At 74.3% G+C, this 13,943-nt stretch carries 11 protein-coding genes, 1 tRNA gene and 1 pseudogene; 5 read left to right on the forward strand and 8 right to left on the reverse strand.

The window, feature by feature from the left end:
• Positions 1-231: 231 nt before the first annotated feature.
• Positions 232-313, reverse strand: a tRNA-Tyr gene (locus NWP10_RS06255).
• A gap of 213 nt (positions 314-526) precedes the next feature.
• Here NWP10_RS06255 and NWP10_RS06260 point away from each other — a divergent pair.
• Both NWP10_RS06260 and NWP10_RS06265 read left to right on the forward strand, forming a co-directional pair.
• Positions 527-1,015 (forward strand): YajQ family cyclic di-GMP-binding protein, encoded by a 489-nt coding sequence (locus NWP10_RS06260; protein WP_258300252.1) that lies wholly within the window; start codon positions 527-529, stop codon positions 1,013-1,015.
• Positions 1,016-1,052: 37 nt separating this feature from the next.
• Complete coding sequence (locus NWP10_RS06265; RefSeq protein ID WP_017488938.1) at positions 1,053-1,556, forward strand: hypothetical protein; 504 nt, start codon at positions 1,053-1,055, stop codon at positions 1,554-1,556.
• A gap of 86 nt (positions 1,557-1,642) precedes the next feature.
• Here NWP10_RS06265 and NWP10_RS06270 read toward each other — a convergent pair whose 3' ends face one another.
• Positions 1,643-2,938, reverse strand: coding sequence for an MFS transporter (locus tag NWP10_RS06270; protein ID WP_258300253.1), 1,296 nt, complete (start codon positions 2,936-2,938; stop codon positions 1,643-1,645).
• A gap of 98 nt (positions 2,939-3,036) precedes the next feature.
• Entirely contained in the window at positions 3,037-4,455 is a 1,419-nt protein-coding gene (locus tag NWP10_RS06275; RefSeq protein ID WP_258300254.1) for an FAD-dependent oxidoreductase, read from the reverse strand.
• A gap of 175 nt (positions 4,456-4,630) precedes the next feature.
• On the opposite strand from NWP10_RS06275, the gene rarD reads away from it, so the two are divergent.
• The 3 genes from rarD to NWP10_RS06290 are packed head-to-tail and all read left to right on the forward strand — an operon-like array spanning position 4,631 to position 6,648.
• Complete coding sequence (rarD, locus tag NWP10_RS06280; RefSeq protein ID WP_258300255.1) at positions 4,631-5,650, forward strand: EamA family transporter RarD; 1,020 nt, start codon at positions 4,631-4,633, stop codon at positions 5,648-5,650.
• A gap of 9 nt (positions 5,651-5,659) precedes the next feature.
• Positions 5,660-6,154 carry a hypothetical protein gene (locus NWP10_RS06285; protein ID WP_017488934.1) on the forward strand — a complete coding sequence of 165 codons (495 nt, stop codon included), beginning with the start codon at positions 5,660-5,662 and terminating at the stop codon, positions 6,152-6,154.
• Positions 6,151-6,648, forward strand: coding sequence for an HIT family protein (locus NWP10_RS06290; RefSeq protein WP_017488933.1), 498 nt, complete (start codon positions 6,151-6,153; stop codon positions 6,646-6,648). The genes NWP10_RS06285 and NWP10_RS06290 overlap by 4 nt, the downstream gene beginning before the upstream one ends.
• Positions 6,649-6,715: 67 nt before the next feature.
• On the opposite strand, the gene NWP10_RS06295 is transcribed toward NWP10_RS06290, so the two are convergent.
• The 5 genes and pseudogenes from NWP10_RS06295 to NWP10_RS06315 all read right to left on the reverse strand — a co-directional run.
• Complete coding sequence (locus tag NWP10_RS06295; RefSeq protein ID WP_017488932.1) at positions 6,716-7,780, reverse strand: polyprenyl synthetase family protein; 1,065 nt, start codon at positions 7,778-7,780, stop codon at positions 6,716-6,718.
• Positions 7,777-9,129 (reverse strand): geranylgeranyl reductase family protein, encoded by a 1,353-nt coding sequence (locus tag NWP10_RS06300; protein ID WP_258300258.1) that lies wholly within the window; start codon positions 9,127-9,129, stop codon positions 7,777-7,779. The genes NWP10_RS06295 and NWP10_RS06300 overlap by 4 nt, the downstream gene beginning before the upstream one ends.
• Before the next feature lie 47 nt (positions 9,130-9,176).
• A complete protein-coding gene (gene menD, locus NWP10_RS06305) occupies positions 9,177-11,096 on the reverse strand; it encodes a 2-succinyl-5-enolpyruvyl-6-hydroxy-3-cyclohexene-1-carboxylate synthase (protein WP_258300256.1) in 1,920 nt (639 codons plus the stop codon).
• Positions 11,097-11,288: 192 nt separating this feature from the next.
• Positions 11,289-13,424 (reverse strand): PhoX family phosphatase, encoded by a 2,136-nt coding sequence (locus tag NWP10_RS06310; RefSeq protein WP_258300257.1) that lies wholly within the window; start codon positions 13,422-13,424, stop codon positions 11,289-11,291.
• A gap of 213 nt (positions 13,425-13,637) precedes the next feature.
• Positions 13,638-13,943: pseudogene (locus tag NWP10_RS06315) on the reverse strand (O-succinylbenzoate synthase); the annotation flags it as partial.

The raw sequence follows: 13,943 nt of genomic DNA on the forward strand, positions 1-13,943 counted from the left end.
GGCTCGGACCGACGGAACGGCCGTCGATCCGAGCCGATTCCGTCGATCTGAGGGGTGCGGCCTGGTCCGGTCCCACCACCGCGGCGGGCGACGCGGGCCGGGGACGAGGACTCCCCGGGGCGCGGAGGGCCGGAGACGCCCCGACACGCGGTGGGCCGGAGACACCACAAGACCCCGGAGACAGCGGAAGACCCCGGGACCGTCTCCGGTCCCGGGGTCTTCCGACTCCCGTGGCAGATGAGGGATTCGAACCCCCGTAGGCAATGCCAGCTGATTTACAGTCAGCCCCCTTTGGCCGCTCGGGTAATCTGCCGGGCGCTTTCGCGGCTGTCCACGTGACTCACGTGGCGCACCGCTCGGGCGAGAGTCGACTGTACAGCATCCCCGCGGCACGCCGCCAATCGCCCCGCGACCGCGAGCGCCCGCCCCGGTAGGGTGAACCCCGAGAGAGCCCGTGCCGCCGCCCCACCCCGGGCGGCGCCGACCGGGCCCGCCCCGCATCCCGAGACCGTGAAGGAGACCAGCCGTGGCCAGCGATTCCACGTTCGACGTCGTCAGCAAGGTGGACAGCCAGGAGGTGTCCAACGCCCTGAACCAGGCGCAGAAGGAGATCGCCCAGCGCTACGACTTCAAGGGCGTCGGCGCCGAGATCGACTTCTCCGGCGAGAAGATCCTCATGAAGGCCTCCTCCGAGGAGCGCGTGAAGGCGGTCAAGGACGTCTTCGAGTCCAAGCTCGTCAAGCGGGGCATCTCCCTGAAGTCGCTCGACGCCGGCGCCCCGTTCGCCTCCGGCAAGGAGTACCGGATCGAGGCCTCCATGAAGGAGGGCATCGACCAGCCGACCGCCAAGAAGATCACCAAGCTGATCCGCGACGAGGGCCCCAAGTCCGTCAAGGCCCAGATCCAGGGCGACGAGCTGCGCGTCTCCTCGAAGTCCCGCGACGACCTGCAGCAGGTCATCGCGATGCTCAAGGACTTCGAGGACGCCGACCTGCAGTTCGTCAACTTCCGCTGATCCGCCCGCACCCTTCCCGAGCCGACGAGGAGTCCGCATGCTCTACCTGATCGATCCCCGCGGGGCCGTATGGTCCGCCGACGCCACCATCGGCCAGGCCCGGGCGCGGGCCCGCGTGGACGGCCGGCCGATCGACGACCTGAAGTTCGCCCGCGCCGCCATGCTCCTCACCCTGGACGACTACGTGGACCTCGCCCTGCGCCACGGCGTGGAGGCCCCCCGCGGGATCCTGCTGGACCACGGCTTCGTGGCCCAGGCGCTGGCCCCGGCGAACCTGAAGGCGCAGCGCGCCAACCAGGACGCGATGGCCGAGCAGCTCCTGCCCGTGGAGCGGCGCACCGAGGACGCCGGCTCCCTGCGCGGGCACCGGCACGACGCCGCGTACGAGGGCGCCCACCAGGACCTCGACCGGCGCATCAAGAAGGCCGAGGAGACGGCCCGCGAGACCCTGCAGAAGACCCCGGACGAGGACCTCATCCGGCACTGGCGCCGCCTCGGCGGGGACGTGCCGGCCACGATCGAGGCCGACCGCAAGGACTGACGGCGGGCCGCCGCGCCGCAGCGCCCCGCCGGCACCCCAGCGCACCCCGAGCCCCGCGCCCCTCAGGGCGCGGGGCTCGGTGCGTCTCAGGGCGTGGGGCTGCGCGCGTCGTACTTCAGGAACTCCGGCTGACGTCGCATCAGCAGGCTCACGCCGAGCACGCACGCCAGCCCGCCCAGCAACAGGGTCAGCCCCTCCCCCACGGCCACGGACGCGCCGCCGGTGAGCAGCTCGCCCACGCGGGGCCCGCCGGCCACGACCACCACGAACACGCCCTGCAGGCGCCCGCGCAGGTGGTCCGGGGTGGCGGACTGCAGGATGGTGGTGCGGAAGACGCCCGAGATCGAGTCCGCGGCCCCGCCCACGGCCAGGCACAGCGCCGCGGCCACGAACGCTCCGGTGAGCCGGGGGTCGCCGTCGGGCAGCCCCTGCGCCCACCACACCACGCCGCCGAACGCCGCCACGGAGGCGCCCCACACGAGGATGGAGACGTACACGCCCCAGCCCTGGGCGTGCAGGCGCGTGAACGGGCCGGAGAACAGGCCCGCGAGGAAGGCGCCGGCCGCCATCGCGGCCAGCAGCACCCCGACGGCGGCCTCGCCCCCGCCGAGGACCACGCCGCCCACGGCGGGCAGCAGGGCGCGGGGGAACGCCGTCGTCATGGCCACGATGTCCGCGAGGAAGGTCATGCGCAGGTTGGGCCGGGAGCCCAGGAACCGCAGCCCCTCCACCACGGAGCGTACGCCGACGCGGCCGGTGGGCGCGGCCTCGCCCTCGGCGCGCTGCGGGGGCAGGGACGGCAGCCGCCACACGGCGTAGAGGGCGGCCAGGAACGTGACGACGTCGATCGAGTACGTCCACGCGTAGCCCACCGAGGCCACGAGCACGCCGCCGAGCACGGGCCCGGCCATCATGGCCACGGAGAACGTCATCAGGTTCAGGGCGTTCGCGGCCGGCACCAGCTTCAGGCCCACGAGGGCGGGGATGATCGCCCCGCGCGTGGGCTGGTTGATGCCGGAGGCGCCCGAGTGCAGAGCCACGAGCGCGTAGAGCAGGGGCACCGACTCGATGCCGGCCCACGCGTGCGCGGCGATGCCCACGGTGGTCAGCCACATCACGGCCGAGGAGGCCAGGGCCACGGTGCGGCGGTCGTGCCGGTCCGCCACGGCCCCGCCGTACAGGCCGGCCACCACCAGGGGCACGAGCGCCGCCAGACCGAGCAGGCCGACCGCGAACGAGGAGCCCGTCAGGGCGAACACCTCGAGCGAGACCGCCACGAGCGTGAGCTGCGTGCCCACGAAGGACAGCGTGTTGCCCACCCACAGCCGCCGGTAGGCGGGCGAGACCTTCAGCGGGGTCAGGTCGACGAGGAGGCGGGCCACCGAAGGAAGCCTAGCCCCGCCCCCGCCCGCCCCGCGCCGGGACGACGACGGCGCGCACCCTCGCCGGGGTGCGCGCCGTCGTCGTGGGGCGGGGCCGCTCAGGCGGTGGGGGCCCAGGCGCCCTCGCGGGAGATGCGGGTCATCTCCTCGCGGTCCACGACCTTCACCCGCTCGCGCTCGACCGGGCCGGCCTCCGTGGCCTGCGCGCCGAGCGACTTCTCGTGCGCGTCCAGGGCCTGCCAGCCCTCCCACGTGGTGTACGGGACCTCGCGGGACTCGAGCAGGTCGATCACGGACTCCTCCGAGGGCTCCTGCGCCGTCCAGAGGCCGTCCACGTCCTCGATGAGGTGCTTGATGGTCTCGAGGGAGTCACCCTTGGTGTGCCCGATCAGGCCCACGGGGCCGCGCTTGATCCAGCCGGAGGCGTAGAGGCCGGGCACGGGGGCGCCGTCGGCGTCGAGCACACGGCCCTCGTCGTTGGGCACCACGCCGCGGGCGGCGTCGAACTCCACACCGTCCAGGGGCGAGCCGAAGTAGCCCACGGCGCGGTAGACGGCCTGCACGGGGTAGTCCACGGTCTGGTCCGTGGGGCGCACGCCGCCGGCGCCGTCCAGCTCCATGCGGCGCATCCGCAGCCCGTCCACCCGGCCGTCCCCGTCCTCGTCGAGGAACTCCTCGGGGGCCTGGAGGAAGTGCAGATGCAGCCGGCGCGAGGCGGACTGCTGACGGTCCTCCTGCTCCATGAGCCAGTTGGTGAGCGTGCCGACCATGGTGCGCACCTGGTTGTTCTCCTCGATCGCCTGCTCCGAGGCCTCATCGAAGTCGAAGTCCTCCTCGTACAGCACGATGTCCACGTCCCGCGAGTGCGCCAGCTCGCGCAGCTCCAGCGGGGTGAACTTCACCTGGGCGGGGCCACGGCGGCCGAACACGTGCACGTCCGTGACCGGTGAGGCGGCCAGGTCGCGGTACACGTTGTCCGGGATCTCGGTGGGCAGCAGGTCCTCGGCGTGCTTGGACAGGATCCGGGCCACGTCCAGGGCCACGTTCCCGTTGCCGATGACGGCCACCTGGGTGGCCTCCAGCGGCCAGTGGCGCGGCACGTCCGGGTGCCCGTCATACCAGGAGGCGAAGTCCGCGCCGCCGTAGGAGCCGGCGAGCTCGACGCCGGGCACGTCCAGCCGGGCGTCGCGCACCGCCCCGGTGGAGAACACCACGGCGTCGTAGTGGCGGCGCAGGTCCGCCAGGCTCAGGTCCGTGCCGTAGTCCACATTCCCCAGGAAGCGGATGTCCCCGCGGTCCATCACCTTGTGCAGGGCGTTCACGATGCCCTTGATGCGCGGATGGTCCGGGGCCACCCCGTAGCGGATCAAGCCGAAGGGCGCCGGGTAGCGGTCGAACAGGTCGATGCTGACGCGGAAGTCCCGCTCCTCCTTGGTCAGGATGTCCGCCGTGTACACCCCGGCGGGTCCGGCGCCGATGATGGCGATGCGCAGCGGGCGGTCAGGGCGTTCGGTCACGGCGGTCAGTTCCTTCACGACGACGGCGGGGCGCGCCGGGAGGCCGCGGCGGGTTCGCGGCGGCGCGTCGGCGCGCGGGGATCGACCTCCCAGTCTACCGGCGCAACTGGGCGCGACCTGGGTGAGAGTGCTCACCCGGGACGCACCGGCCCCCACCGGTGAGGACTGGCCTACAGTGGCCCGCGTGAGCCCCTCCCCCGCCTCGCGCCGCCCCGGCGTGCCCCCCGACGCCGCCGCCCCGGACACCGGTGCCCTGCCCGCAGTCTCCCCGGCCCCGGCCAACGACCCGCGCGGGCTGGCGCTGGGCTTCACCGCCTACTTCCTCTGGGGGCTGCTGCCCCTGTACATGGCGCGGCTCGCGCCCGCCGGCGCGGTGGAGATCGTGGTGGTGCGCGTCGGCTTCGCCCTGCTGTTCTGCCTCGTGCTGCTCGCGCTCATGCGCCGCCTCCGGGAGCTGCGCGCGGCCCTGGGCACCCCCGGCCGGTGGGGCGCCACCGCGCTGGCCGCCGGGTTCATCGGGACGAACTGGCTGCTCTACGCCGTCTCCGTGACCACCGGCAACGTGCTGCAGGCGTCGCTCGGCTACTTCATGAACCCGCTGGTCAACGTGCTGCTGGGCGTGCTGTTCCTCGGCGAGCGGCTGCGCCGCGGCCAATGGGCCGCCGTCGGGATCGCCGTGGCGGCCGTCGTCGTGATGTCCGCGGCCATGGGGCAGGTCCCGTGGATCGCGCTGGGGCTGGCCTTCTCCTTCGGGCTGTACGGGTTCGTGAAGAAGCGGTTCCCCACGCCCGTGCACGCGGTGACCACCATGACCGCCGAGACCGTGGTGCTCCTGCCCGCCTTCGCCGTGGGCATGGTGTGGCTCGGCCAGGCCGGGCTGCTCACCACGTTCACCGAGGGGCCCGCGCACTTCTGGCTCATGGCCGGGCTCGGCGTGCTCACCGCGGTGCCGCTGATCCTCTTCTCCGCCGCGGCGAAGGCCCTCACCCTCACCACGCTCGGCATGCTCCAGTACACGGCGCCGATCCTGCAGTTCATCGTGGCCGTCACCGTGCTCGGCGAGCACATGCCCGCCGCGCGCTGGGCCGGATTCGGGCTGATCTGGCTCTCCCTCGTGGTCTTCACCCTGGACCAGGTCCGCGCCTCCCGCCTGCACCGTCGGGCGGCCCGGGCCGGTCACGGCGCGCGCGCCTAGACTGGCCGCATGCCCGCCAAGCCCCCCGCACCCGTGCACCTGCCCGCCTTCCAGCGCCTCGTCCCGGACCTGCTCGGGGACGCGTGGGCCGAGGACGACGGCCTGTCCCCCGCCGACGTCGAGGCCCGCCTGGGCCAGTCCCCCGCCGCCGGACAGCTCGGCGCCGGCTTCATGGTCCCCGCCGCCCTGCGCGAGTTCTACCTGGCCCTGGGCAACTGCGGCGACCTCATGGAGACCGACCACTACGTGTGGGACCCCGAGGACCTCGAGGTGCGCGACGGCTTCCTGATGTTCCTCGAAGACGCCGAGGAGACCGTGGTGTGGGGCCTGCCCGTGGACAACCTGGCCCTGCCGGACCCGCTCGTGTGGCGCCGCTCCTCCGGCGCCGAGGCCGAGGAGGGCGACTGGCAGGACGAGGGCGGCACCTTCAGCGAGTTCATCACGGACCTGCTCGCCTGGACGTTCGAGGACCCGGAGGACGACGACGGACGGGACGAGCGATGAGCGGACCCCGGCTGCGCTCCCACGCCCCCGAGGGCTACGTCTGCCCCTTCTGCGGGCTCGTGGCCGGCGACGTCTCGGACCCCGGGAACCGGTGCGAGCTCGCGGACACCGTATACCAGGACGAGGACCTGCTCGTGCTGATCGCGGTGGACGGCTTCGGCGACCACGAGGGCCACGCCATGGTGTGCCCGGCCGGCCACTACGAGAACCTCTACGAGCTGCCCCCGCGCGTGCTGCAGCGCATCGCGCTGATGGCCCGCGAGGTGGCGCTGGCCATGAAGCGGGCCTGGTCCCCGGACGGGGTCTCCACGCGCCAGCACAACGAGCCGGCCGGCAACCAGCACGTGTGGCACTACCACCTGCACGTGTTCCCCCGCTTCGAGGGCGACCTGCTCTACCGGCAGCTGCGCCACCCGGTCTCGCCCGAGGTGCGCGCGCTCAAGGCCCGGGAGCTCGCCGCCGAGCTCGACCCGGCCCCGACCTTCCTGGACTGAGGTCCGCTCCACCGAGCGGGGCGCGGACGGCCGCGCGGCGATGCACCGCCCGCGGCCGCGCGGCGGCTCAGGCCGAGCGCTCGACCACGTAGTCGGCGAACCCCTCGAGGGAGGTCTTCACCACGGAGTCCGGCAGCGGGGCGAGCGCCTGCTTGGCGTCGTCGACCCAGGCCCGGGTGACGGCCCACGCCTCGTCGATGGCCGGGTGCGCCGTGAGCGCCGCGACCGCGGCGGCCAGCTGCTCGTCCGTGTCCAGGGGGCCGTCCACGAGGGCGCGCACGCGGCGGGCCTCCTGCGCGTCCGGGCCCTCGCCGGCCGCGGCGCGGTCGAGCAGGAGCGTGGTGAGGGTGGGCACGCGCTCGCGCAGGTCCGTGCCCGGGGTCTTGCCGATCTGCTCGGCGGTGCCCGTGAGGTCGATGAGGTCGTCCGCCAGCTGGAAGGCCAGGCCGACCTTCTCGCCGTAGGCGCTCATCACCTGCACAGCCTCCTCGTCCGCCCCGCCCAGCAGCGCGCCGAGCATGCCGGCGGCGGCGATCAGGGAGCCGGTCTTGCCCGCGAGCACCCGGTAGTAGTGCTCCACGGGGTCGGCGCCCTCGGCGGGGCCCTGCGTCTCCCAGAGCTGACCCTGCACGAGCCGCTCGAAGGTGTCCGCCTGGATGCGCACGGGCCGCATGCCCAGCTCGGACATGAGCTGGGAGGCGCGCGCGAAGATCAGGTCGCCGGCCAGGATGGCGGCGGAGTTGCCCCACAGGCGGTGCGCGGCGGGGGCGCCGCGGCGCACCGGGGCCTCGTCCATCACGTCGTCGTGGTACAGCGTGGCCAGGTGCGTGAGCTCCATGACGACGGCGGCCTGGCGCACCTGGGCGTTCACGTCCGCGACCTCGCCGGAGGCCAGGGCCGGGTCCCCCAGGAGGGAGGCGAGCACCGTGAGCACGGGGCGCACGCGCTTGCCGCCGGCGGCCAGCAGGTGGTGGGCGGCGGTGTCCGAGAACAGGTCCTCGAAGCTGACGGCGCGGTCCAGCTGCTCTTCGACCTGCTCGAGCCCGGTCAGCACGACCTCCAGGACACGACCGTGCTCGGCGAGGGGCTCGAAGCCGGAGGGCAGGGCGAAGCCGGGGTCTGCGGTGCTCACCGGGCAAGCCTACCCAACGGCGCGGAGTCCGCGGTGGTCAGCGCCGGTGTGAGCGCCTCGAGCACGCGGACCGCGCGGTCCACGGCGTCGCCGCGCTCCGGGTCCACCGTGTTGCCCATGACCTTGACCACCGCGCGCAGCAGCGGCGGGACGGCCATGCCGGCGCCCAGCGAGGCCCGCATCACGCGGGGATCGCCGATCAGCCGGGCGAACCGGGCGCCCAGGGCGAAGTGCCGGCCCCACAGGTGCTGGGTGATCACCGGGTACCGGGAGAGGACCGTGTCCGCCGCGGCGTCGGACCCGGCGGCGTGCGCCTGCACGGCCAGGTCCGCGGCGATCCGGGCCGCCTCCATGGCGAAGCCGATGCCCTCGCCGTTGAACGGGGAGACCATGCCGGCGGCGTCGCCCACCAGCAGCATGCCGGGCACGTGCTGCGGGGTGCGGTTGAACGCCATGGGCAGGGCAGCGCCGAGGATCTTCGAGACGCGGGTCTGCTCCGAGATCCCCCAGTCCGGGGTGAGCGCCCCGGACCAGGACTTCAGCAGCCCCCGGTAGTCCAACTTCCCGAACTGCGGGGAGGTGTCCAGGATGCCCAGGCCCACGTTCACGGTGCCGTCCGCGAGCGGGAACAGCCAGCCGTAGCCGGGCAGCGGGCGGCCCTGCGCGTCCGGCAGGCGCAGCCAGGACTCCATCCACTCGCCCCGGTCCCCCGGCGGGGCCGGGACGGCACCGTCCGCGGCGGGCCCGGCCGTGTAGTACGCCCGCACGGCCACGCCCATGGGGCGGTCCTCGCGGCGGTGGATCCCGGCGGAGACCGCGGCGCGCGCGGAGACCCCGTCGCAGGAGAGCACCACGGGCGCCTCGAAGCGCGCCGTCTCCCCCGTCTTGCGGCCGTTCGGCGCGATCAGCTCGGCGTCCAGCCCGCACACCCGGCCGGCGTCGTCCCGCACCACGGAGGTGACGGCGTGCCGCTCGCGGACCTCGGCGCCGCGCTCCCGGGCGAGGTCCGCCAGGAGGGCGTCGAAGTCCCGCCGCGTGCGGGTGAGCGCGTAGTCGGGCCAGCTGCGGGTCTCGGGCCAGGGCACGTCCACGGACCGCTCCCCCGCGCGCAGCCGCAGGCCGCGGATCACCTGCCAGCCGCCGTCGTCGCCCGGCTCGCCGCGATGGGGCACGCCCAGCAGCTGCAGCTCGCGCACGGCCTGCGGGGTCAGCCCGTCGCCGCAGACCTTCTCGCGCGGGTGCGCGGTCTTCTCCAGCACCACCACGTCCAGCCCGGCCGCGGCGAGGTGCGCGGCCGCGGTGGCCCCGGCGGGGCCGCCGCCGGAGATCAGCACGTCCGCCCGGCGCATCACGGGCGGCGGGGCGGACTCGGACGGGGACGACGACGGCGCGGCGGTCACTGCGGGGCCTCCTCGGCGGCGGGGTCGGCGGGTGCGGGGAAGGTGTCTACGGAGTCGGCGGCCGCGGGGAAGGTGGCGCGGACGGCCTCGGCGAGGGCCGCGGCGACGCGCGGGCGGTCGGCCCGCGAGCAGCGCACCTCCACGATCCGACGGCCGCGCACGGGGTCGGCGAGGCAGTGGATGAGGCCCACGCGGTCCGACACGGCCACGTGCGGGATGCCGTAGGCGGCGGCCAGCGCCGCCACGTCCACGCCGTGCGGGGTGGCGAAGAGCCGCTCCACGGGGGCGGCCAGGCCCGGCACCGCGGCCACGGCCCCGTGCTCGAGGCCGGCGAAGATCGCGCCGCCGTCGTCGTTGACCACCACCAGCTCGAGGTCCGGCTCCACCTCGGTGGGGCCGACGAGCAGGCCGCCGACGTCGTGCAGCGCCGTGAGATCCCCGAGCAGGGCGACGGTGCGCATCCCCCGCGCCAGGGCCACGCCCGCGGCGGTGGAGACCGTCCCGTCGATCCCGGCCAGGCCGCGGTTGGCGTACACCTCCGCGTCCGGGGCGGTCGGCGGACGCCAGGTGAGGTCCACGTCCCGGATCACCGAGGAGGAGCCGAGCACCAGCGGGCCGCGGGTGACCGCGGCACCCACCTGCGCCACCGACTGCGGGCTCAGCCCGTGGCGGAGGTCCTCGGCGACGAGCACGTCCTCCACGGCGGCCTGGGCCCGCATCGACGCCCGCTGCCAGGCCGAGAGCCACCCGGCCTCGCCGTGGCCGGCGAAGTCGGCGAGCTCCTCCAGCGTCTCGATCGGCCGCTCGCGGCGGCGCCCCGGCTCGAACCACGGCGCCGGCTCGGGCGCGAACAGGACGGTCTCCACGTCCTCGCGGGCCAGCAGCGCGGTGACCGGACGGGTGAGCGTGGGACGGCCGAACAGCACCACGCGCTCGATGCGCCCGGCCAGCGGGTGGGAGTCCGGCCCGCGGCCGCCCGCCGAGCCCAGCAGCAGCGGGTAGGCGGCGATCGCGTCCACGGAGAAGCGCGCGTTCGAGGACGGCTCCGCCAGCAGCGGCAGGCCCAGGGCGAGCGCGAACGCCGCCGCGACCGGACCGGCCCCGTGGCACGCGAGCACCACGGTGCGCCGCTGCGTCAGGCGGGCGACGTCCAGCTCCGGGAAGCCCGAGAGCAGGGCCCCCGGCGCCTGGTAGGCGGAGTGCACGGCCGCCTCGGACGCGGGGTCGGCCGGAGACTGCGGAGCGGACTGACGCGCCGAGCCCATCGCCGCGGCCTCGTCCGGGGCCGGCACGAGCGGGGCCCTGAACTGCAGGTTCAGGTGCACGGGCCCCGCCGGGGCCTCCCCCACGGTGACCGGACCGGGCTCGGGGACGTGGCCGCCGTCGTCGTGCCCGGCGCCGTCCGCGACCACGCCGTCCGCGGCCAGCAGCGCGCGGTGCACCACGGCCCCCACCGCCCGCAGGTGGGCGTCCGCGTCCCGGCCCGCGGGCGCGTCGCAGCCGATGGAGGCGGCGTGGCGCACATGCAGCGCGAACACGCCCTCCTGGGAGGTGGTCTGGTTGGCGCCCGTGCCATGCAGCTCGGTCGGGCGGTCCGCGGTCAGCGCGATCACTCGGGTGCCCGCGTGGAAGGACTCCATCAGGGCCGGCAGCAGGTTCCCGACGGCGGTGCCGGAGGTGGTCAGCACGCCCACCGGGCGGCCCGAGGCCAGGGAGAGCCCGTGGGCCAGGAAGCCGGCCGAGCGCTCGTCCACCCGCACGTGCAGCCGCACCGCGCCGGCGCGCTCCCGCTCCGCGAGCGCGTAGGCCAGCGGGGCCGAGCGGGAGCCGGGGCAGACCACCGCGTCTCGCATGCCGGCCTCGATCAGGGCGTCGGCCACGGCACGGGCGACGGAGAGGGAGTCGACGGAGGTCATGGTGGCCACCAGTCTAGGCCGGGGCGCGTGAGGGGTGCGCGCCCAGGGCGGCGGGGGCGCCACGTCGGGCGCACGGTGCGCACCGCCTGTGACGGCCTCGCGGCGGGAGGACGCGAGCTGTCCTGCATCCGGCCGCTCTGAGACGCGGAATCGCCCTCAGGGCGGCACGGTGCAGGACAGCTCGGTCCAGGATCAGGCCTTCGGGCCCTTGCCCTTGCCGCCCTTGTTCCCCTTGCCCTTGCCGCCCTTGTTCCCCTTGTCCTTCCCGGAGCCCTTGCCGACGCCGTTGTTCCCGGTCACGTCGAACACCTGGACCACGGACGGACGCGGGGCGGCCACCTTGTCGCCCACCTGCACGGGGCCGGCCGGGTCCAGGTAGTCCGGGAAGTAGGACGTGTGCGCGCCCCACATGCCGTTCTCGCCGGGGTGCTGGACGTTCACGAACACCGAGTTGTCGCGGTCGTGGACCACGGGGCCGCAGGTCTCGGCGTCGCGGGGCACGGAGAGGAACTGCTCCACGCGGCCGCGCTCCGGGCCGTCCAGGGTCACCTTGTGCAGGGCGTCGCCGAAGCCGATGGTGCCGGGCTGGCCGTCCGTGGAGATCCAGAGGTTGCCCTCGGAGTCGAACGCCACGTTGTCCGGGCAGGAGATGGGCGAGACCTTCTCCTGGGGGAAGCCCGAGAAGTACACGGAGGAGGACACGGCCGGGTCGCCGGCCAGCAGCAGGATGACCCAGTCGAAGCGGGTGGAGGCGTGGTCGCCGCCGCGCTCGGTGAGCTCGATGACGTGGCCGTCGCGGTTGCCCACCACGGGGTTGGCCTCGTCCACCGCGGTGCGGCGGGTGTTGTTGGTCAGCGCCATGTAGACCTTGCCGTTGACCGGGTTGGTCTCCACGTCCTCCGGGCGGTCCATCTTGGTGGCGCCCATCTTGTCCGCGGCGAGGCGGGTGTAGACGAGGACCTCGGCCACGGACATGCCGGGCACAAAGGACTTCTTGTCCGTGGTCAGGGCGATCCACTCGCCCGAGCCGTCGAACTCGCCGTCCGAGGGCAGGGTGCCGCGGCCGTCGATCTCGGACGCCGGGGAGTCGCCGGTGAACCGGGCCACGTACAGGGTGCCCTCGTCCAGCAGGGTCATGTTGTGCTTCTTGTCCCCCTCGACGACCTTCTTGGCCGAGACGAACTTGTAGAGGTAGTCGTGGCGCTCGTCGTCGCCGGAGTAGACCACGGCCTGGCCCGAGGGCGCGACGACGGCGGTGCCGGCCTCGTGCTTGAAGCGGCCCAGCAGGGTGCGCTTCACCGGGGTGGACGTGGGGTCCTCCGGGTCGATCTCCACGATCCAGCCGAAGCGGTTGGCCTCGTTCTCGTAGCCCGGCGCGGTGAGGTCGAAGCGGTCGTGGACCTCCTCCCAGCGGCGCTCGGTGGTCCCGGTGCCGATGCCGTAGCGCTTCTCCTCCGCGGTGCCGCGGCCCTTGAAGTACTGGTTGAAGTTCTCCTCGCCCGAGAGCACGGTGCCCCAGGGGGTGGTGCCGCCGGCGCAGTTGTTCAGGGTGCCCAGCACGCGGGTGCCGGTGGGGTCCTCGACGGTCTTCAGCAGCGCGTGCCCGGCGGCGGGGCCGGTGACCGTGAAGGGGGTGGTGCCGGTGATGCGGCGGTTGCGGCGGCCGCCGCGGACGTACTCCCACTTGGCACCCTGCTTGGTGCGCTTGAGGTCCACGATGGACAGGCCGTGCGCCTCGATGGCGGCGTCCACGACGTCCGTGAAGTTCGAGGCGATGTACGCCGGCGGGAACATGATGTATTCGTTCGTGTACTCGTGGTTGGACACGAGGTAGCCGGAGCGGTCGTTCCCGCCGTCCGAGATGATGTTCAGGTAGTCGTTGTTGTAGCCGAACTGCCCGGCCTGCGAGGCGCCGGTCTGGTGCAGGATGTCGAACTCCTCGGAGTCCGCGAAAAGGGGGTCGCCCCAGCGGATCACGGTGCCCCAGTCGTAGCCCTCGGGCACGGTGACGGTGTCCACGGTGCGCGGCACCGGCGCGATCGCCCGGTAGTCCAGCTTGCCGCCGCCGCGCGGGGCCGCGCCGTTGTCCGCGAGCGCCTCGGGGGCCTGGGCCACCTGCGCGCCGATGACGACGGCGGCCGCCAGGCCGCCGCCCACGCCGAGGGCCGCGCGCCGCGAGATCGCGGTCTCGGCGATCTCCTGGAACGTGGTGTTGGCCGAGGTGTTCGGCATGGGGTGCGAGCAGGCGTTGCCGCACTTCAGGGCGCAGGTGACGGCGGAGCGGTTGCCGCGGGTGTGGCCGGCCATGGGCAGGAGGCGCTTGAGCATGAGGAGTCCTTCTCGACGCGGGGAGTGATCCGGTCCGCGCAGCGCGCCCGACGGGCGGGGCGGACCCGGGCCTCACTGTGGCCCGCCATTCGATCGGTCCGCTGGCCCGCAGGTGAACCGCCAGGGAACACTTGCCGCCCGCCGGATTTCGTCCCGCCGCCGTGACCTATTGGCCCCGGCTGTGCCCGACCTCAGCCCCTGCCGTCGTCTCGTTCAGCGGCCGCCGGCGGCGAGGACGGCGTGCGCCGCGGCCACCCGGTCCCGCCACCACGCGTGGGTGCGCTCGTCCGCGCGGACCCGGGCGAGCAGCGCCGGGTCCGGCTCGGGGGCCCGCTCCCCCGGCGCCTCCAGGACGCCCTGCCGCGGCGTCCAGGCCGGGGTGACGACGTCGTCATCGAACAGCGCCGCCGTGCCGAGCCCGCACGCGTGCGGCAGCGCGGGCAGGTGCGCGGCAAGGGCGGCGCCGCCGGCGATGCCCACCGACGTGTCCAGCGCAGAGGAGACGACGGCGGGCAGGCC

The sequence above is a fragment of the Micrococcus sp. HG099 genome, from assembly GCF_024723355.1.
GTDB lineage: Bacteria > Actinomycetota > Actinomycetes > Actinomycetales > Micrococcaceae > Micrococcus > Micrococcus endophyticus.